Consider the following 19,578-nt stretch of genomic DNA (forward strand, 5'->3'; position numbering starts at 1 on the left):
GGTTTAAATTACAATCCGTTTTTGGGCACCCAGGCCTGGCTTTTAATGAGCCATTTTCCGCTCACGTAACGAAACACAAAGGAAAATGCCCCTTCTTCGTTAAACGGATCGCCGTTAACGGTGCCGGTGTATTCAACAGGTACTATCAGGTAGGCAACTTCTTCGGTTTGCTGAAAAATCTTGATCTTTTTTATGTTTACGGTAAAGTCGTGAATTTTAAAATCCTTAACCGCCTTTTGCACCGAGTTTACCCACTGTACACCGGCCAGTTGCCCGTTCCACGAATAAGGGTTTTGCTCGTCGGTAACAACGGCATTGGGGGCGTACATGTCCGTAACCTTATCAATATCAAATGTGTAAGATGCTTTTAGTACAGTATTGATGGTTTGCAACACCTCGGGGTTAACTTTCTTTACGGTATCTTCGGCTGCCATATCCGCAGCAATGGTTTTTTGGCCTGTTATTAATATTAATAACAAGCTTATGTACACCATTGTTAATATGCTTTTCCTCATCTTATGCTGTTAAAATTCCTGGCCATACGCTTTTGGGCTTATAAAGTTAAGCATCAATCCTCTATTTAAAAGATAAATATCTGATTAAAAAGCATATCATATCTATTTTCCTTTAGCATTCATATAATCCAGCGTTAAATTACATAGAGTTTTCACTCCCAGGGTAAAGCCACTTTCGTCGATATAAAAATCGGGCGTATGGTGCGATGGTGCTTTAAGCGGGTCGGCACCTTTAGGCATTCCTCCTAAAAAAATGAACATACCGGGCACTTTTTCCTGGTAAAAGCTAAAATCTTCGGCCCCGGTAACGGGTGGGCGAAGTAGTACATTTTCGGCACCTGCCGTCTTTTTCAGGCTGGGCAGCATTTGCTGGGTAAGCGCCGGATCGTTAAAAGTAACCGGGTAATGGCTGCTGTACGGAATCTTCACCTCGGCAGTAGCGCCCTGCGCTTCGGCCGTTTTTGTTGCTATTTGTTTAACGCGCTCAACCAGCATCTTTTCGTCTGCCGGAGTTAATGAACGCAATGTACCCAGCATTTCAACACTCTCGGGGATAATGTTCGACCGGTTACCGCCTTTTATGGCGCCAATGGTTACCACCGCCGGGTTTTCGGTTATGTTTATATTGCGGCTCACAATAGTTTGCAGGTTATTGATGATCTCGGCCGAGACCACAATCGGGTCAACGCTCGACCATGGGTAGGCCCCATGTGCCGACCGCCCTTTTACGATGATCTGCAAATCATTAACACCAGCCATTGTACCGCCCGGGCGATACGCTATTTTGCCAACCTCGGTTTGCGAATTGATGTGCAGGCCAAATACTACATCAACTTTGGGGTTTTCCAGCACGCCTTGCTTCACCATTTCTTCGGCGCCGCCTTTCTGGCCGGGCTCTACCCCTTCTTCGGCAGGCTGAAAAATAAATTTAACAGTTCCGTGCAACTCGCTTTTCATGCCCGAGAGCACCTGGGCCACACCCATTAAAATAGCCATGTGCGAATCGTGCCCGCAGGCATGCATTACGCCAACCTCCTGGCCGTTATACGTAGTTTTTACCTTTGATGCAAAAGGCACATCTGTGCGTTCAATAACCGGCAAGCCATCCATATCTGCCCGCAAAGCAACTACAGGGCCCGGCTTACCGCCTTTTAAAATACCAACAACCCCTGTTGTAGCTACGCCAGTTTGCACCTGGATACCCAACGACTGCAGGTGTTTGGCAATAATTGCCGAAGTGCGCACCTCGTGGTTGCCCAATTCGGGATGTTCATGAAAATCGCGGCGCCAGACAATTACCTGGTCTTTAAGGGCATCGGCTTTAATATTTACTTGCGTTTGCTGGGCAAATATTGGTGTTGTAAATAGTAAAAAAACAGGAACGATGCATAATTTCATAGGCGGCAAGTTTTTGAACCGTTAATATAGTAACAAAACACCGGATATTTTAATGTGCCGAGTTTAATTTGAAGCTGATGCCTATTCAACTCAAAATGATGGTAACCCCGGGGCTGCCAACAGGTTACTTTATTGCGGTTAAATCAATATCAAAAACCAACACCGAATTTGCCGGAATGGGGCCTAACGATGCGCCGCCATAGCCCAAAGCCGATGGCACGAACAATATGATATTGCCGCCTTCTTTGATGTGCGGAATGCCTGTTTGCCATCCCTTTACCAACTTGTTTAAGGGCGACGAATAGCCATTTGCCGAATCAAACGGCGGGCCGTTAAGCAGTTTGCCCTGGTAGTTTACTGTAATGGTTGAATTAATAGTAGCTGTAGCCCCTGTACCTGGCTTAACAACCTGGTAATACAGGCCCGACGAATCTTTCACAGCCTTCACAACCGGATTATTGGAAAGGTAAACCCTGATAAGCGAATCGTCGATCCTGGCCTGCTTCACTGCATCAACATTGGGAGCTGTTTTACAGGATGCAAAGGCGATAACAGAAATAAATAGTACTAACAATAGGTTCTTCATATCATTTTTAAAATCCGGGCGTTTAAAACTACTCAATTATCGCCATAAAAAAAGCCCGGCGATTTATCATACCAGGCTATTATTTTCATTTAAATTTATTTAAGCGCCTGTGGGCGTAAGGTCCACATTAAATATCAACACCGAGTTTGCCGGGATTTTATCTGTTGTAGTAGTACCATATCCGTATTGCGATGGTATCAGCATGATGAGTTTCGATCCTATGCGCACATGCGGTATTACTATTCGCCAACCATAAATCAAGCTTCCTAAGGTGGCGTTAAGGCTGGTGCTCGAGTCAAATACGGTACCGTTAAGTAACGTACCAATATAGCTTCCGGTGATTTTTGTATTAAGCGTTGGATAAGCCCCTCCTCCTTCGCTAATAACCTGGTAGTAACACCCTAAGGTATCTTTCACATTGGTAATCTCGGGGTGGGCAGTAAGATATGCCTTAATTGCAGCATCGTCATCCGAAGCCTGTTGTATTGCGGCACTAATTGTCGGGTCACTTACTTTTGTACACGATGACAGCGAATAGATGGCTAAGGGAAATAGAATTAAAAATAAAAGTTTTTTCATTTTCATACAGATCAGTTAACATTAATAGGGTTAAAAACATTAAACGTTGCAAATTGTGAAAACTTATTTAGGCAGGTATTTTAATTCTGGCAAAAACACCGTTGTAAATATACAATCGAAACCGTATTATAATAGCAAACAGAGCACTGTTTTTTATTTATCGCGTTGTACCAAAAACCGTGGCTAATTGGCTACCGCTGTTAAATTGACAGAAAATATCAGTACTGAATTTGCAGGGATAATGCCGGCCTGCGCATTACCATAGGCGTAGCGCGATGGGGTGATTATCAGCATTTGCCCGCCTGTTTTAAGGTAGGGTAATGCAATTTGCCATGCTGGTATCAGGCCATTTAAGCGGTACACCAGGTTGGTGCTCGAGTCAAATATAGTCCCGTTGGTTAACTTGCCGGTATAAGCCGCTGTAATTGTAGTTGTTAAAGCAGGGTTAGCACCGGTACCCTGGGTAATTATCTGGTAGTAAACACCGGTTGTATCTTTTACCGCATGAATTTCGGTATGTGCTGCAAGGTAGGCCTGGATGGTTGTTTCATCTGCGGCGGCCTGTTTGGCGGCATCAAAAGGCACCACGTTATTATTCGATTTCAGGCACGATGAAAACAGTGCAACGGGTAGCAGCAACAATAGCAGAAGTTTTTTCATTTTTATTCAGATCAGTTTAGCACCTATACGGTTTAACTAATATAAACGCTACAATTTAAAAATCTTATACTGTTGTTTTAATCTTAAGCTCGTTAAGCTGTGTATCGGCGATGCTTGATGGCGAATCGATCATCACATCGCGACCCGAATTGTTCTTAGGGAAAGCGATAACATCGCGGATAGAATCTAACCCGGCAAAAATAGATACCAGCCTATCAAACCCAAGGGCTAAACCACCATGCGGAGGTGCGCCATACTCAAAGGCATCCATCAAAAAGCCAAATTGCTTTTGCGCCTCTTCGGGCGAAAAGCCCAGGTGCTTAAACATCAATGACTGCATGGCACGGTCATGGATCCTTATGGATCCGCCACCAACTTCAGTGCCGTTAATAACCAGGTCATACGCGTTGGCGCGTACAGCCCCCGGATCGGTATCCAGCAAGGCAATATCTTCCGGTTTTGGCGAAGTGAAGGGGTGGTGCATGGCATGATAACGTTCGGTTTCTTCGTCCCACTCCAGCAGCGGAAAATCAAGCACCCAAAGCGGCGCGAATTTATTTTTATCGCGCAGGCCTAAACGGCTACCCATTTCCAGGCGCAATTCGTTCAGTTGCTTGCGTACTTTATCGGCATTGCCGGCCAATACCAGCATTAAATCGCCCCGTTCTGCCTCAAACGCTGCAGCCCAGTTGGTCAGCTCATCTTCGCTGTAAAATTTATCAACCGATGATTTTAAAGTACCATCTTCGTTATAACGGCAATATATCATGCCGGTTACGCCAATTTGTGGGCGTTTTAACCATTCGGTAATTTCATCCAATTGCTTACGGGTGTAGCTGGCACAGCCTTTGGCGTTGATACCCACAACCAGTTCGGCGTTGTCAAATACGCCAAAACCTTTGCCTTTTACAACATCATTCAGTTCTACAAACTCCATCCCGAACCTTACATCCGGTTTATCAGAACCGTAAAGGCGCATCGCGTCGGCATATTGCATCCGTGGGAAATCGCCAAGGTCGATACCTTTTACCGTGGTGAACAGGTGGCGGGTAAGGCCTTCAAAAATATTCAGGATATCCTCCTGGGTAATGAACGATAGCTCGCAGTCAATCTGGGTAAATTCTGGCTGGCGGTCGGCACGCAAATCCTCATCCCTGAAACATTTCACAATCTGGAAATAACGGTCGAACCCGCTTACCATCAGCAATTGTTTAAATGTTTGCGGCGATTGCGGCAACGCGTAAAATTCGCCCGGGTTCATGCGGCTTGGCACCACAAAATCGCGGGCTCCTTCCGGGGTCGATTTGATCAGTACCGGGGTTTCTACCTCCAAAAAATCAATGTCGCTTAAATAGCGGCGTATTTCCTGTGCCATTTTGTGGCGCAGGATAAGATTATTACGAACAGGCGCACGGCGTAAATCAAGGTAGCGGTATTTGGCACGCAGCTCTTCGCCGCCATCAGTTTCGTCTTCTATCAGGAACGGCGGAATTTTAGCCGAGTTCAATATCTCTAAACCGACTACAGCAATTTCAATTTCGCCGGTTGGTATTTTTGTGTTTTTGTTTGATCGCTCCAGCACCTTGCCGGTAACCTGTATCACAAACTCACGGCCAAGCTCGCGGCTTTTTTCGCGCAGCAAGGCATCAGTATCCGTATTAAAAACAAGTTGGGTTAAACCATAACGGTCGCGCACATCAATAAATGTGGTGCCGCCCAAATCGCGCGATTTTTGTACCCAGCCACACAATGTAACTGTTTGACCTAAGTTGCTGATATTTAATTCGCCGCAGGTATGAGTTCTTAGCATAACAATATTTATAAAAGTTTGCAAAAGTAAGTTTTTAGTTCGAAGTCCGAAAGTCGGGAAGACGGAAAGTCCGAAAGATTGAATATTGCTGAAATTTTACTCTGCTTTTTTTTCCACCTTCTGACCAAATCGCTAATTGCTAATCTTTTCTTTCGGACTTTCCGTCTTCCCGACTTTTTTGACTTTCCGACTAAAAAACTATCTTTGCCCATAATTCTCAAGGGGTGCCTTGCTTTGGTGTATCTAAAAACGAACTATAACGCGTTTTTAACCAAACTGAAAGACAGGCTGAGATCAAACCCATTGTTTGAGTCTTAAGTTCCGAGTTTAAAGTTCTAAGTCTTTTATTGACTTCCGACTACAGACTTCCGACTACAGACTTAAACATGCACCTGATCCGGATAATGCCGGCGTAGGGAGAGGTGACAAGTTAAGTGTACTGCCATTGTACCCTGGTGAGCAGATGGTTTAACTAATTTTTAGTTTAAAAATTTTGAAAAATGTATTCGCGGCTATCATAGCCCTGCTGCTGCCTGTTTTGGCATCGGCCCAGCTTTCCATATCCGGAAAAGTAACCAATCAATCGGGCGAAGCACTGCCCGGTGCAACTATTACCCTTACAAACCCAACTACCAGCGTTGTTGCCGATGCTACCGGCAAGTATGGCTTTACTAATCTTAAACCCGGCAACTACACACTAAATGCCAGTTTTATTGGTTACCAAGCCATCAGCAAAAATATCGTTTTAGCGGCCAGCCAGGTTATCAACCTAACGCTCAATAATGGCACGTTTGCGGCCGAGGAAGTGACCATCAGCGCCACCCGTGCGGTTAAAAACTCGCCAACGGCATTTACCAATCTCAGCAAAAACGATTTAGCAAAAAATAACTTCGGGCAGGATCTGCCTTACCTGTTGAGCCTTACCCCATCGGTTGTGACAACATCAGATGCGGGCGCGGGCATCGGCTACACCGGCATCCGCATCCGTGGCTCTGATAATACCCGGGTTAACGTTACCATCAACGGCATTCCGCTGAATGATGCCGAAAGCCAGGGATCATACTTTATCGACCTGCCCGACCTGGCCTCGTCGGTTGATAATATCCAGGTGCAGCGCGGCGTGGGTACATCAACCAATGGCGCTGGCGCTTTTGGCGGCAGCATCAATATCCAGACTACCGCGCGCCGCGATACTGCTTATGCCGAGATCAATACTTCGGCCGGTTCTTACGGTTCTATCAAAAACACGGTTAATGTCGGTACCGGCTTACTGGGCGGGCATTTCAGTTTAGATGGCCGTTTATCACGCATCCACTCCAATGGTTATATTGACAGGGCAACGTCCGATTTAAAATCTCTTTACTTAAGCGCTGCCTGGTATGGCAAAAACAGCACCATCAGGGCCAACGTAATATCGGGCCACGAGCGCACTTACCAGGCCTGGAATGGCATTGCCGATTATGTTATTGGTGATAATACCCGAAAGGATAACCGCACTTATAACGAGCTTGGCCTGATGGACGACGCCGGTAATTTTTATAAAGACCAGGTTGATGATTACCTACAAAACCACTACCAGTTGCTGTACGATCAGAAGATAAGCAGTAAGCTATCTTTTAGCGGCGCATTGCACTACACCAAGGGCAAGGGTTACTATGAAGAGTACCATCAACAGGATGCTGTAGTCAATTATGGACTCACCCCGGTTATTATGGGTACAGATACCATTAAAACTACCGACCTGGTACGCAGGCTTTGGCTTGATAATGAATTTTATGGTGTTACGTACGCTTTAAAATATCAGCCGCAAAGTAACCTGAACATGACCCTGGGCGGCGCTTATAATGAATACAAAGGCGCGCACTACGGCAATATTCTTTATACTAAAGAAAGTGCCGGTATTGGCCCCAACTATGAGTACTATCGTGATAATGCCAAAAAGAACGACTTTAATATTTTTTACCGCGCCGAATGGCATTTAAACAAGTTACTGCTTTATGCCGATGCGCAGTACCGTCACCTTTACTACAATTTTTACGGTATAGACAAAAACCAGCAGAACGCGCAGCAAAGCATCGAGCTTAACTTTTTTAACCCCAAAGTAGGTATTACTTACCAGCTTAATGAGCAAAACAATGTATATGCATCATTTGCGGTAGGTAACCATGAGCCAAACCGCGATGATTATGTTAACTCCACCCCGCAAGCCAGGCCTAAGGCCGAAAACCTGAAGGATTTTGAAGCAGGTTACCGTACTGTTGGCAAAATTTTTAGCGGCGGTATTAATGGCTTTTATATGCTGTATAAAAACCAGCTGATACTAACCGGGGCGCTTAATGATGTGGGCAGCGCTATACGCACCAACGTTCCGGATAGCTATCGCGCAGGTGTTGAGCTTGATGGCAAAGTACGTATAACCAGCCAGCTTAACTGGGGCCTTACTGCTACCTGGAGCGCCAACAAGATTAAAAACTACCACCAGTTTTTCTCTAATTACGATGACGGCACTTTGGTTGAAGAAACATTTAAAAAAACCACCATTGCTTATTCGCCATCGCTTACCGGGGCCAGCATCATTAGCTACAGCCCGGTTAAAGGCGGCGAAATCGCTTTTATAAGCAAGTACGTGAGCAAACAGTATTTAGATAATACCATGAACCAAAACCCTGCCGGTTTTAACATAGCGCCCGATAACGCCGCTAATCCGTATGCCGCCAACAGGTATTTAAAAAGCTATTTCACCAGCGATGTAAGGCTGCGTTATAACTTCAGCATCAGCTCGGTAAAAAACATTGGTTTGGGCCTGCAGGTTAATAATGTTTTCAGCAAAAAGTACGAGGCTAACGGTGCTACATACCCGGATATTGAAGGCGGCAACATGGTAAACTATAACTACTATTTTCCGCAGGCGCCGCGCAATTTTATGGCGATGCTTAGCCTAAATTTTTAATACACACGAATGGATGCACACGAATCGTCTCGAATTGGGGCGAATTTCACGAATCCGGGCAGATGTTATGCTTGGGATGGATTAGCTATACAGATGACAAATTAATTAAGAAACGCGTTTATGCATGATTTAATAAAGCTTTTCTTTGATCAGATAAAGGAAACCACCTGGGTGCAATGGCTTGCCGTTGCCCTGGGTGTTGCCGAAGTTTTGCTGGCGCGAAAAAATAATATTTTGCTTTATCCTGCCGGTATTTTGGGAACCGCAATTGCTATTTATTTGTTGCTGGATGTAGGCTTGTACGCCGAGTCGATACTGAATGGCTATTATGTGATCATGAGCGTTTATGGCTGGTGGTACTGGGTAAAACGGCGCAACCAGCCACCTGTAGAAATTTCATGGAGCACCAAAAACGAATGGGGTATAAGCATTACCATATCCGTTATTGGCTGGGTATTTTTTTATGTGCTGCTCAAAAACCTGCCGGCTAAATATTTTACGCCATCAAACGTACCTGTTTGGGACGCGCTGATATCGTCAACCGCCTGGGCAGGCATGTGGCTGCTGGCCCGCCGAAAAATAGAGAACTGGATTTTTTTAAACATATCAAACCTGTTTGCCGTACCCATCCTGTTTTACAAGCACCTCCCCATGTTTGCGCTGCTCACCATCTTTTTATTTGTTGTAGCTATTTTAGGGTACTTTGACTGGGCGGCGAGAGTCAAGAATCAAGAATCAAGAATTAAGACAGGAAATTGAAACGTGGGATGAGGTTGTTAGTTGGATTCCATCTGTTCTTTAAACGGGTTCATATCAACCTATTGTATCAAGGCCGAAAATCTATCATCTGCACATCTGAAATTTGAAATCTGCACATCTATGCCCCATCCATCATACTTACTAAAACCCGAATGGGTAAAAACAATCAGGGACGCATCGGCGGAGGCCGAAAAACTGGCCATGCTGCACCCTGATCAATTGAAACTGGTTTACGAGCAGGGCTGGTTTAGATTCCTGGTTCCGAAAGCCTATTCGGGCCTGCAACTGCCTTTGCCGGAAATGGTGCGGTTGGAAGAAAGCCTGGCCTGGGCCAACGGCAGTTTGGGCTGGGTGGTTACCCTTTGCAGTGGTGCGGGCTGGTTTGGCGGTTTTTTATCGGCAGATATCGCCCCGGAATTATTGAACAACCCTGAATTATGCCTGGCAGGCAGCGGCGCATCAACAGGAACGGCAACTATTACCAATGGCGGCTACATCATTAACGGCACCTGGAAATATGCCAGCGGCGCGCACCATGCCACCCATATAACAGCCAACTGTATCATCAAAAATGGCGACGAATCTGTTTTAGATGCCGACGGAAACGAACTGGTATTACCATTTATTTTTGATAAAAAAGACGTGGAGGTTTTCCCCGCCTGGAAATACATCGGCATGATGGCCACCGGCAGCGATGCCTACCAGGTAAGCAACCTGTTTGTTAAAGCCGACAGGTGTTTTAAGATCGACCCGGAATATGCTGTAGTTAACGCCCCCTTGTACAAATACCCCTTTTTACAATTGGCCGAGGCTACCCTGGCAGCAAATATATCGGGCATGGCTGTACACTTTCTCGACCTGTGCGGGCCATTGTTTGATGAAAAAGAGTTAGGCAAACGGCAACCCGATACTCACCGCGATACAACAAAACAACTGCTGGATGAATTAACTACCACCCTTAATAAAACCCGGGCCGAATTTTACCAGGCCGTTGATGCTTCCTGGCAAAGTGGCTTAACAGGCCCCGCCGGGTATCTGACCGAGGTAAGCACAACCAGCCGCAAGCTGGCCAAAACAGCACGCGAGAGTGTTGACAGGCTGTACCCCTACTGCGGCCTGCAGGCGGCCAACCCCAATACCGAAATAAGCCAAACGTGGCGCGATTTGCATACCGCAAGCCAGCATAGTTTGTTAAATAGCATCGGCGGGTAAACAGAAGCTGAAAGCAGAATGCCCAAAGCTTAAAGCTAACTCATATATTTTCTATCCGACAAAAACATATGTGAAATTAAATAACAGGTTGGGCGAATCCAAATATTTGTACCTCTTGCCGGCCAACACAAGTCTCCCCTGGCTCCCGTATCTGCAAATAAAATAAGTTATGTTTGATGCCTATAACTTCGCAACGCTATAAGCTATCCGTTAGTTCTTATTAAATAACAACTTACGGCCCTTAACTATTCAACGCAAATTCTCTGTCTTGATTCTTGACTCTTAATTCTTGATTCTTATTTGTAACAAAACCCATACTTAACATAAACTTCATATGGCTTTTTAATTTCATTGTTGATATTTGGCGATCCAAAAACAAAAAAATGAAGCTTAAATATCTGTTGCTTTTAATTTTAGCCACTGCCTCTCTTTCGGCATCGGCACAATCTCATAAAAAAAAACATAAACATACCAGCAGGAGGAACAACGATAGCGAAATTACCTACCACCGCGAACGCGCTATGCCCATGCCTACCGGCCTGCCCCGCCCCAAACTGGTTATTGGCCTGGTGGTTGATCAAATGCGGTGGGATTACCTGTACCGCTATTTTGACCGTTACGAAGATGGCGGTTTTAAACGAATGCTTGGCGAGGGCTTTACCTGCGAGAATACCAATATTGATTACATCCCCACAGTAACAGCCGCCGGCCATACCTGCATTTACACCGGGTCGGTACCGGCCATTCATGGTATTGCGGGCAATGATTTTATTGTACAAGCCACCGGAAAATCGATGTATTGCACAGATGATAGCACGGTAACCGCCGTTGGCAGCACCTCAAAGGCCGGCCAAATGTCGCCACGCAATTTGCTGGTAACTACCGTTACTGACGAGCTTAGATTGGCAACCAATTTCCGCTCAAAAGTTATCGGCATAGCTTTAAAAGACCGCGGTGGAATTTTGCCTGCAGGGCATACCGCCAATGCGGCCTACTGGTTTGACGACGCCAGCGGCAACTGGATAAGCAGCACTTACTATATGACGGATTTGCCTGCCTGGGTTAAAAACTTTAACAGCCAAAAAATTGCCGAAAAATACCTTAAACAGGATTGGAATACCCTTTACCCTATAACCACCTACCTGCAAAGCGCCCCTGATAACAGCGGCAAATACGAGGGCAAATTTGCCGGCACCAGCGCGCCAACCATGCCGGTTAATACATCGGCATTGTACAATGGCCATTTAGGCATGATCCGATCTACACCTTACGGCAATTCGATGACGCTTGATATGGCTAAAGCGGCTATAGCAAATGAACAATTAGGCAGCAATACAGTTACCGACTTTTTGGCCGTAAGCCTGTCTTCTACAGATTACATAGGGCACCAGTTTGGCCCTAACTCTGTAGAGATAGAGGACACTTACCTAAGGCTTGATCATGACCTGGCCGCCTTTTTTACTTATTTGGATGGCACCCTGGGCAAAGGCAGTTACTCGGTATTTTTAACCGCCGACCATGGCGCCGCTCATAACGCCAGCTTCCTGAAAGATCATGACGTACCTGCCGGAACCTGGGACGATGCCGCCGCGCAGAAAGAAATGAACGCTGCATTGAACGACAAATACAAGGTTCAAAACCTGGTTATCAGCATGGATAATTACCAGGTTAACCTTAACAATGCCGCCATCAAAAAAGCAGGCATCAGCGAAGACGCGATAAAACTTGACTGTATAAACTATCTGCAAAAACAACCGGCTGTACAATTTGCCGTTGATATGCAAAACGCAAACGCCGCGACTATCCCGGTTGATCTGCGCAGCCGTATTATAAACGGCTACAATACCGAGCATAGTGGCGTGATACAAATTGTATTAAAACCAGGCTATTATTCGGGGCACGGGGCAACCGGAACAACCCACGGCACCTGGGCGCCATATGACACCCACATACCGCTTGTGTTTATGGGCTGGGGCATTAACCATGGCAACACTACACGCCAAACCCACATGACGGATATTGCCCCTACCGTGGCATCACTATTACACATACAAGCCCCCGATGGCTGCATTGGCAAAACCATTAGCGAAGTAATCAGGTAATTCGGGGTCGGGTTGCGGGGTTCGAGGCTGGGGTTCGACATTTTACCGGCAACCCGCCCCTCGCAACACGAACCACGAACCTCGAACCCCAAACCCCGAACCTCGAACCAGGCAACACACCACCGAAATGAAAAAATACATATCCAGGTTTCATTACATCACACAGGACATGCCGCAGCGCAGCCATACACAACAGGTTGAAATTGCCTGTAGCGCCGGCGCCAACTGGATACAGTATCGATGTATGACTAAATCAGACAACGAACTGGTTGCCGAAATTGATCAGATAGCATCGGTTTGTGATGACTGGGGAGCAACCCTTATCATTACCAATCATTACCACCTGCTGGATAAAGTTGATGCCCAGGGTGTGCATATCGAACATGAGTCCGCCGATTTCAGCGTGATTCGCGAGGCTATTAGCGACGATAAAACTTTAGGTGCATCGGCCACTAACCTGGCCGGCCTGCTAAAAACACAGCATTCAGGCGTGGTTGATTACTGTGTATTGGGCCCGTTCGCCCATACTGAAACCAGGCCAAATAATTTCCCCTTGTTGGGTTACGATGGTTATCGCCAATTGGAAAAAGCCCCCATCGAAATTCCGGTTATTGCAACCGGTGGAATCCAACTACAGGATGTTGAATTATTACTTAAAACAGGCATTTACGGTATAGTGATATCCTCGGCCATTAACCGTTCTATTGATCCGGCCGGAATGGTTAAGGAGTTTTACCGCAAAATGTACTAAACTCACTATTGACCTGAAGTGAGCTTCATTTTTGATATTAATATTGCTTAATAACAAAGGCGCTGTTGCCTGCATGCCAAAACAGCAGCAAAATAGCCGGTCAAAGCAGGCAGTTTTTTGTTTCGACGATGCACATTTAACTATAACAAAGAAAATTTTAGTTCATTGAACAAAATGAGTTATTGATTTTGTAAATTGCATGTGAAATCCAATATATAACCTATATTTCTTTATGGAAACCTATAATAAACTGTGGCGGTTGTTTTTTGCTATTGCGTTAGTTTCAATCGCGGTTCAACAATTTATCTGCTCTGGTTTCAGGCCGGTTATTATGCCTCCCGAGCCGGCGTTTATAGGGCAAAGCACTTTTTGCATGTGTGTAGCAGGCATTTTGATGATACTGATATCGGCCGCTATTATTTCGGGCATCAACTCACATATAGTTGCCGATTACCTGGGGGCATTCATGTTGTTGATGATTATCCTCTCACACATACCATACAATATTAAAATCAACCCGTTTTTTTTGGCAGGATGGAACGATGCCTTTAAACTGCTGGCCTTGTGTGGCGGGGCCTTTATAGTGGCTACCTCCTTCCCTGCCGATACAGTAAGCGGCATTGATGCGGTTACAGAAAAGTTACGGCCCGCCGGCCCATACTTTTTTGCTACAACCATGATTGTTTTTGGCATCGAGCATTTTATATATCCAAAATTTGTAGCGCTGCTGGTACCATCGTGGATTCCATTTCATTTATTCTGGGTGTATTTCGCGGGTATAGCGCTTATTGCTGCCGGCGCCGCCATTATGCTTAAATTTAAAGTAAAACTTGCGGCCTCTTTGTTAGGCTTAATGCTGTTTTTATGGCTTATCATGGTGCACATCCCACGCGGGCTCGATACCTCCATAGTGGATAGGGCTAATGAATGGACAAGCGTCTTTGAGGCTTTGGCATTTAGCGGCATAGCATTTTTAATAGCCGGCACTTATAAACCAGCGCAAACGGCAGCCAGTCAATAATTAGTCAAATCATCCGTATGGGTTTTAGCTAAAATGGTTTTGTTGTATATTCACGCCAAATTTTAAACTCATGACAGCTTATAGCTTTTTACAACATCTCCATTCGGGTTTCAGGTATATTGTACTGGCCTTAATTTTGGCGGCCATTATAGGTGCGCTTATTGGCCTGATAGGAAAAAAGCCTTATACCAACGGTAGCCGCAAACTCAATTTGTTTGCCATGATATCGGCGCATACGCAGCTGCTTATTGGCATAATACTTTATTTTGTAAGCCCGCTGGTACAGTTTAACAGCGAAACCATGAAAAATAAAGTGACCCGGTATTTTACTGTAGAGCATTGGGTTATCATGCTGATTGCCCTGGCTTTAATAACCATTGGTCATAGCAAATCAAAAAAAGCAGCCACCGGCGAGGCCAGGCATAAAGCCATTGTTACCTTCTATTTGATAGGTTTAGTGATAATTTTAGCCGGTATTATACTTATCCCACGTAGCTAATAGGATTTAGCAACAAATAAACTTTCAAAAAAATTTGATAATTCATTTTTCTTTATAAATTTGTGGCCACGATGATTAAAAACACAAATAAAAATAGCTGGTGGCACCAATTAAATTTGGCAGCCGGATACGTTTTTAGTCAGCGATGATCTAATCAATTGTAAACCTAAGTGGAAAACCCGGCGACCCCAATTCGCCGGGTTTTTTTATTTATATATTTTTGAAAACATAACATGAACACTTTTAAAATAACAACCACCTATAAAAAATTACTGGCCGATACCACCACGCCGGTGAGCATTTACCTGCGCCTGCGCGATGTATTCCCCAACTCGCTGCTGCTGGAAAGTTCGGACTATCACAGTCGCGAAAATAGCTTAAGCTACATTTGCTGCGAACCTATTGCCGGCTTTGTACTCAACAACGGCATACTAAAAAAGCACTATCCCGATGGCAGTCATGAAAGCCTTGAAGCCGGCAGCTTTGAACTGATTGACCAGCTTAACCAATTTGTTGGCAGTTTTGAAACCGACCCCAACCCGTTGAAAATCATATCAAACGGTTTGTTTGGCTATTTTACTCATGAGGCGGTTGAACATTTTGAAACTATCAAACTAAAACAAACCGACGATAATCCCCGGCAAATCCCGGTAATGCAATACCACATTTACCGTTATATCATCGCTGTAGATCACTTTAAAAACGAGCTTTACATTTTCCACAACCAGGCCGAAGGCGGCCCAACCAACGGCGGTATCGAAAAACTGGAATACCTCATCAAAAACAAAAACTTCCCCGAGTACAGCTTTAAAAGCAGCGATGTAGAAAAATCAAACCTTACCAACGAGGAGTTTATCGCCATTGTTGAAAAAATGAAGCAGCATATTTACCGGGGCGATGTTTTCCAGATAGTGCCATCAAGGGCATTCTCCCGTACCTTCCAGGGTGATGAGTTTAACGTGTACCGGGCATTGCGCTCCATCAACCCATCACCCTATTTATTCTATTTTGATTATGGCGATTTCCGCATCTTCGGCTCATCGCCCGAAGCGCAAATCACTATCAAAAATAACGTGGCCAGCATCTTCCCTATCGCCGGCACCTTTAAACGCAGCGGAGATGACGTGAAAGATGCCGAGATAGCCCGCAACCTGGAAAATGATCCCAAGGAATCGGCCGAACACGTAATGCTTGTAGACCTGGCCCGTAACGACCTGAGCCGCCATTGCGAGCAGGTACAGGTTAAAGCATTTAAAGAAGTACAATACTATTCGCACCTTATCCACCTGGTATCGCATGTAAGCGGCAAGCTACTACCCGGCGTGTCATCATTCAAAATAGTTGCAGATACTTACCCAGCGGGTACCCTGAGCGGCGCGCCAAAATACAGGGCAATGGAAATTATTGACGAAAATGAAAAAGCCAAACGCAGCTTTTATAGCGGCGCCATAGGCTATATGGGTTTTAACGGCGAATTTAACCACGCCATCATGATCCGATCGTTCCTGAGCAAAAACAACACCCTGCACTACCAGGCCGGGGCCGGCATTGTAGCCGGATCAGTTGCCGAAAGCGAACTGAAAGAAGTGGATAATAAAATTGCTGCATTAAGACGGGCTGTGGAATTGGCGGAAGAATTGTAGGCCCCCTAACCCCCTGAAGGGGGAACAATAGTGGGTAAATTAAATAATTGATAGATTTTTTTACGACATAACAAATGAACGAACATACAAACTCCCCCTTCAGGGGGCCGGGGGGCACCGGCGGCAATATCCTGATAATAGACAATTACGATTCCTTCACCTATAACCTGGTGCATTTGGTTAATGAGCTTGGCCTGCAATGCGATGTTTGGAGGAATGATAAATTTGCTTTGGAAGATGTGGATGCTTATGACAAGATCATCCTATCTCCGGGGCCTGGCATACCGTCCGAAGCAGGTTTATTACTGGATGTGATCAAAAAATATGCGCCAACCAAAAGCATATTTGGCGTTTGCCTGGGGCAGCAGGCCATTGCCGAAGTATTTGGCGGCAGCCTTTATAACCTGAGCCAGCCTATGCACGGGATTGCTACCCCCATAAAAGTGACCGATACCGACGAGCAATTGTTCCGCGATTTGCCCGATAGCTTTAAAGTTGGGCGTTATCATTCGTGGGTTGTAAGCGCAAATGATTTACCCGAGGTATTGAAAGTAACGGCTATCGACGAGGAGGATAATTCTATCATGGCATTATCGCACCGCGAATATGATGTGCGCGGCGTACAGTTTCACCCGGAATCGATATTGACTGAGTATGGTAAAGAAATGATGGGTAACTGGCTGAATGGCTAATTAACAGATATTGATAACTTTGCGAACATGTAATGAGATATAAACAACCGTCATTGCGAGGTACGAAGCAATCCCCGACATGCTAAGTCCCACATAGTTCAGGATTGCTTCGTACCTCGCAATGACGGTCCTATTATAATTTGATCTATGACGATACTTGATAAAATAGTTGCCAATAAAAAAAAGGAAGTGGCGTATGCCAAAAAACGGACATCATATGTACAACTGGAAGAATCGGAATACTTCCATAGGGAAACCTACTCATTTAAGGATTTTCTGCTTGATCCTGCCCGTACCGGTATAATTGCCGAATTTAAGCGTAAATCACCCTCAAAAGGCATTATTAACGATAAGGTAAGGGTTAGCAAGGTGACAACCGATTACGCGACTGCAGGTGCATCCGCGCTATCTGTATTAACCGACCGCGATTTTTTTATGGGCCGCAAAGCCGATTTAAAAAGAGCGCGTTCTGTAAATAACATCCCTGTTTTGCGCAAGGATTTTATGATAGACGAATACCAGGTAATTGAGGCCAAAGCATTGGGCGCCGATATTATCCTGCTGATAGCGGCTATTTTAACCCCGGCAGAAATTGATAAGCTTGCCACGCTTGCCAAAAGTTTAAACCTTAACGTGCTGCTCGAAGTACATAACCTGGAAGAGTTGGAGCGCAGCATTCACCCAAAACTGGATGCAATTGGCGTAAATAACCGCAACCTGGCCGATTTTACGGTATCTGTAGAAACATCCTACCAGCTGGCCAAACATATCCCTGCCGAATTCATGAAGATATCTGAAAGCGCCATCAGCGATCCGGAAACCATCAGGCACCTGAAGCTGGCCGGCTTTAACGGCTTTTTAATTGGAGAAACCTTTATGAAACAGGCCGATCCAGGGCTGGCGATGAGGGATTTTGTAGCGCAGCTTTAAAGGGAAAACCTTAATAAAAAAGCGGGACCGCCAATTGGCAGCCCCGCTTTTTTATTAGCGTCACTATAAATTAGTGCTTGTCGAAAAACAATTTGGTAGTTACCAAGTCGCCGCCAATGGCAGCTGAAGCGGCTTTATAGTTAGCCCCGTTTACATTGCTCTCTGCAATTGGGTAAGGGAAACGTACCGGGAATGCACTTGAAGCCGTTGATGGCGCAACCAATGCAGGTACATCCAGCCTGCGGGTTTCTATCCATGCATCCCAGCCCCTGTTATAATCTGCAATCCATTTTTGGTAAGCAAGATTAGTTGGGGTATAGGGATTAACCAACAAATAGGCGGTTGCATCACCTGCACCCCAATATGAATACGATGCCTGAACACCGGCAGCATAGTAGAGTGCAGCAGTGCCGGTAATATACCCTTTCGCAACAGCTTCTGCCTGATAAAACGATACTTCAGCAAAATCAAGTAATAAACCAGGAAAAGTTGGCGCAGTTAACGTAGGACTAACGTGCGAGAAACTGTCATAGTTTGATTTAGCACCAGGGGCGCTGCCTTTATATGTACCATCAGCTAAGGCAGTAAAATACTTGCCCACGCGGGCGTCTGCATGACCGTTTAAGTAACTAACAAGTGTATTACAGGCTACATAGTCAAATCTGCCACTTTGAACGATATCAACATAAACCGGGTTTGTATTTGGAGTAGCTCCTAAATAAGCAAAGGTTGCGTTATCCGCATTAGAGGTAAACACACCGCCAGAAACCGCAGATGCCGCCGCTGCAGCCGCAGTAGTTGGATCAGAGTCGGCTATGGTCAAAGCCATTTTTAATTTAAATGAATTGGCAAACTTTTTCCACTTTGTTGTATTGCCTCCGTAAATTACATCAGCACTTCCAAAACTTCCTGCGTTTGTATTTAACGCGGCTATGTCTGCATTTAAACGGGTTAGCAGATCTTTGTAAATAGTTGCTGCGTCATCATACTTAGGAAAGTTATTATTAGCATCAAATGCCTGTGTATAAGGAACATTACCAAAAGTTGTTACCAGGTAATAAAAAGAATAAACCTGCAGGATATCCAGTATTGCTATATCGTTTTTCTGAATATCAGCGCTGGCGATAGAAGCGTCAGTAGGTACAATGGTTTTAGCCAAGCGCAAGTTATTTAATACATCACGATAAAGGGCGTTCCATTCCGCACCATTTATATTACGGGCATTGATGAGGTAATTACTTTCATCAGTGTACGTGGTTTCTTGCCATTGCTGTTCAATTAACCTATAAATATTAGTGTTTACGCTTGACGTGGTAACAGTATTGGTTAAAACCCGCTCAGCCTGTGTAAATAATGAGGCGGCCGGAACCGTTGGGAAAAGCTTTGGATTCGAATTTAACGAAGCCAGGTCTTTATGGCATGCTCCAAGCGAAAGGATCGGAAGCAATGCCGCGATAAAATATTTTTTCAT

Annotated in this window: 17 protein-coding genes; 10 read left to right on the forward strand and 7 right to left on the reverse strand. The window is 45.2% G+C overall.

Annotated features, from left to right (window positions below; translation table 11 throughout):
• Nucleotides 1–8: 8 nt before the first annotated feature.
• The 6 genes from ACFGVS_RS17395 to aspS form a co-directional block, all read right to left on the reverse strand.
• Nucleotides 9–515 carry a nuclear transport factor 2 family protein gene (locus ACFGVS_RS17395; RefSeq protein WP_090640464.1) on the reverse strand — a complete coding sequence of 169 codons (507 nt, stop codon included), beginning with the start codon at nucleotides 513–515 and terminating at the stop codon, nucleotides 9–11.
• A gap of 102 nt (nucleotides 516–617) precedes the next feature.
• A complete protein-coding gene (locus tag ACFGVS_RS17400; protein ID WP_439694901.1) occupies nucleotides 618–1,913 on the reverse strand; it encodes an amidohydrolase in 1,296 nt (431 codons plus the stop codon).
• A 124-nt stretch (nucleotides 1,914–2,037) separates the two neighbouring features.
• Nucleotides 2,038–2,499 carry an FKBP-type peptidyl-prolyl cis-trans isomerase gene (locus tag ACFGVS_RS17405; RefSeq protein ID WP_274210383.1) on the reverse strand — a complete coding sequence of 154 codons (462 nt, stop codon included), beginning with the start codon at nucleotides 2,497–2,499 and terminating at the stop codon, nucleotides 2,038–2,040.
• A gap of 99 nt (nucleotides 2,500–2,598) precedes the next feature.
• Nucleotides 2,599–3,078 carry an FKBP-type peptidyl-prolyl cis-trans isomerase gene (locus ACFGVS_RS17410; protein WP_274210384.1) on the reverse strand — a complete coding sequence of 160 codons (480 nt, stop codon included), beginning with the start codon at nucleotides 3,076–3,078 and terminating at the stop codon, nucleotides 2,599–2,601.
• A gap of 183 nt (nucleotides 3,079–3,261) precedes the next feature.
• A complete protein-coding gene (locus ACFGVS_RS17415) occupies nucleotides 3,262–3,738 on the reverse strand; it encodes an FKBP-type peptidyl-prolyl cis-trans isomerase (protein WP_274210385.1) in 477 nt (158 codons plus the stop codon).
• 64 nt (nucleotides 3,739–3,802) lie between these two features.
• Nucleotides 3,803–5,548 (reverse strand): aspartate--tRNA ligase, encoded by a 1,746-nt coding sequence (gene aspS, locus ACFGVS_RS17420; RefSeq protein ID WP_274210386.1) that lies wholly within the window; start codon nucleotides 5,546–5,548, stop codon nucleotides 3,803–3,805.
• A gap of 493 nt (nucleotides 5,549–6,041) precedes the next feature.
• Between aspS and ACFGVS_RS17425 the strand changes: the two genes are divergently transcribed.
• The 10 genes from ACFGVS_RS17425 (at nucleotide 6,042) to trpC (ending at nucleotide 18,107) form a co-directional block, all read left to right on the forward strand.
• Nucleotides 6,042–8,498 carry a TonB-dependent receptor gene (locus tag ACFGVS_RS17425; protein ID WP_274210387.1) on the forward strand — a complete coding sequence of 819 codons (2,457 nt, stop codon included), beginning with the start codon at nucleotides 6,042–6,044 and terminating at the stop codon, nucleotides 8,496–8,498.
• A gap of 120 nt (nucleotides 8,499–8,618) precedes the next feature.
• On the forward strand, nucleotides 8,619–9,257 hold the full coding sequence (pnuC, locus tag ACFGVS_RS17430; protein ID WP_439694902.1) for a nicotinamide riboside transporter PnuC: 639 nt from the start codon (nucleotides 8,619–8,621) through the stop codon (nucleotides 9,255–9,257).
• Between the two features lie 120 nt (nucleotides 9,258–9,377).
• Nucleotides 9,378–10,469, forward strand: a complete 1,092-nt coding sequence (locus tag ACFGVS_RS17435) for an acyl-CoA dehydrogenase (protein WP_439694903.1) — start codon at nucleotides 9,378–9,380, stop codon at nucleotides 10,467–10,469.
• A gap of 383 nt (nucleotides 10,470–10,852) precedes the next feature.
• Nucleotides 10,853–12,571, forward strand: coding sequence for an alkaline phosphatase PafA (gene pafA / locus ACFGVS_RS17440; RefSeq protein ID WP_439694904.1), 1,719 nt, complete (start codon nucleotides 10,853–10,855; stop codon nucleotides 12,569–12,571).
• 127 nt (nucleotides 12,572–12,698) lie between these two features.
• The gene (locus tag ACFGVS_RS17445; protein ID WP_439694905.1) at nucleotides 12,699–13,322 is read left to right on the forward strand and encodes a thiamine phosphate synthase; all 624 of its coding nucleotides are present in this window, start codon (nucleotides 12,699–12,701) and stop codon (nucleotides 13,320–13,322) included.
• Between the two features lie 232 nt (nucleotides 13,323–13,554).
• Nucleotides 13,555–14,343 (forward strand): hypothetical protein, encoded by a 789-nt coding sequence (locus tag ACFGVS_RS17450; RefSeq protein ID WP_439694906.1) that lies wholly within the window; start codon nucleotides 13,555–13,557, stop codon nucleotides 14,341–14,343.
• Nucleotides 14,344–14,413: 70 nt separating this feature from the next.
• The gene (locus ACFGVS_RS17455; protein WP_439694907.1) at nucleotides 14,414–14,842 is read left to right on the forward strand and encodes a cytochrome B; all 429 of its coding nucleotides are present in this window, start codon (nucleotides 14,414–14,416) and stop codon (nucleotides 14,840–14,842) included.
• Between the two features lie 233 nt (nucleotides 14,843–15,075).
• The gene (locus ACFGVS_RS17460; RefSeq protein ID WP_439694908.1) at nucleotides 15,076–16,485 is read left to right on the forward strand and encodes an anthranilate synthase component I family protein; all 1,410 of its coding nucleotides are present in this window, start codon (nucleotides 15,076–15,078) and stop codon (nucleotides 16,483–16,485) included.
• A 74-nt stretch (nucleotides 16,486–16,559) separates the two neighbouring features.
• Nucleotides 16,560–17,177, forward strand: coding sequence for an anthranilate synthase component II (locus ACFGVS_RS17465; RefSeq protein WP_439694909.1), 618 nt, complete (start codon nucleotides 16,560–16,562; stop codon nucleotides 17,175–17,177).
• A gap of 147 nt (nucleotides 17,178–17,324) precedes the next feature.
• Nucleotides 17,325–18,107: an indole-3-glycerol phosphate synthase TrpC gene (gene trpC, locus ACFGVS_RS17470; RefSeq protein ID WP_439694910.1), complete on the forward strand. Its 783-nt coding sequence runs from the start codon at nucleotides 17,325–17,327 to the stop codon at nucleotides 18,105–18,107.
• A gap of 70 nt (nucleotides 18,108–18,177) precedes the next feature.
• Here the strand turns inward: trpC and ACFGVS_RS17475 are convergent, their stop codons facing one another.
• On the reverse strand, nucleotides 18,178–19,578 hold the full coding sequence (locus ACFGVS_RS17475) for a SusD/RagB family nutrient-binding outer membrane lipoprotein (RefSeq protein ID WP_274210395.1): 1,401 nt from the start codon (nucleotides 19,576–19,578) through the stop codon (nucleotides 18,178–18,180).

This window comes from Mucilaginibacter sediminis, from assembly GCF_051903035.1.
Classification (GTDB): Bacteria; Bacteroidota; Bacteroidia; order Sphingobacteriales; family Sphingobacteriaceae; genus Mucilaginibacter.

Coding starts and splice junctions, on each gene's coding strand:
- ACFGVS_RS17450 (WP_439694906.1), top strand. CDS start 13,555: ATGGAAACCTATAATAAACTGTGGCGGTTGTTTTTTGCTATTGCGTTA.
- pafA (WP_439694904.1), top strand. CDS start 10,853: ATGAAGCTTAAATATCTGTTGCTTTTAATTTTAGCCACTGCCTCTCTT.
- ACFGVS_RS17455 (WP_439694907.1), top strand. CDS start 14,414: ATGACAGCTTATAGCTTTTTACAACATCTCCATTCGGGTTTCAGGTAT.
- ACFGVS_RS17465 (WP_439694909.1), top strand. CDS start 16,560: ATGAACGAACATACAAACTCCCCCTTCAGGGGGCCGGGGGGCACCGGC.
- ACFGVS_RS17410 (WP_274210384.1), bottom strand. CDS start 3,078: ATGAAAAAACTTTTATTTTTAATTCTATTTCCCTTAGCCATCTATTCG.
- ACFGVS_RS17435 (WP_439694903.1), top strand. CDS start 9,378: ATGCCCCATCCATCATACTTACTAAAACCCGAATGGGTAAAAACAATC.
- trpC (WP_439694910.1), top strand. CDS start 17,325: ATGACGATACTTGATAAAATAGTTGCCAATAAAAAAAAGGAAGTGGCG.
- ACFGVS_RS17405 (WP_274210383.1), bottom strand. CDS start 2,499: ATGAAGAACCTATTGTTAGTACTATTTATTTCTGTTATCGCCTTTGCA.
- ACFGVS_RS17475 (WP_274210395.1), bottom strand. CDS start 19,578: ATGAAAAAATATTTTATCGCGGCATTGCTTCCGATCCTTTCGCTTGGA.
- ACFGVS_RS17445 (WP_439694905.1), top strand. CDS start 12,699: ATGAAAAAATACATATCCAGGTTTCATTACATCACACAGGACATGCCG.
- aspS (WP_274210386.1), bottom strand. CDS start 5,548: ATGCTAAGAACTCATACCTGCGGCGAATTAAATATCAGCAACTTAGGT.
- ACFGVS_RS17400 (WP_439694901.1), bottom strand. CDS start 1,913: ATGAAATTATGCATCGTTCCTGTTTTTTTACTATTTACAACACCAATA.
- pnuC (WP_439694902.1), top strand. CDS start 8,619: ATGCATGATTTAATAAAGCTTTTCTTTGATCAGATAAAGGAAACCACC.
- ACFGVS_RS17395 (WP_090640464.1), bottom strand. CDS start 515: ATGAGGAAAAGCATATTAACAATGGTGTACATAAGCTTGTTATTAATA.
- ACFGVS_RS17415 (WP_274210385.1), bottom strand. CDS start 3,738: ATGAAAAAACTTCTGCTATTGTTGCTGCTACCCGTTGCACTGTTTTCA.
- ACFGVS_RS17460 (WP_439694908.1), top strand. CDS start 15,076: ATGAACACTTTTAAAATAACAACCACCTATAAAAAATTACTGGCCGAT.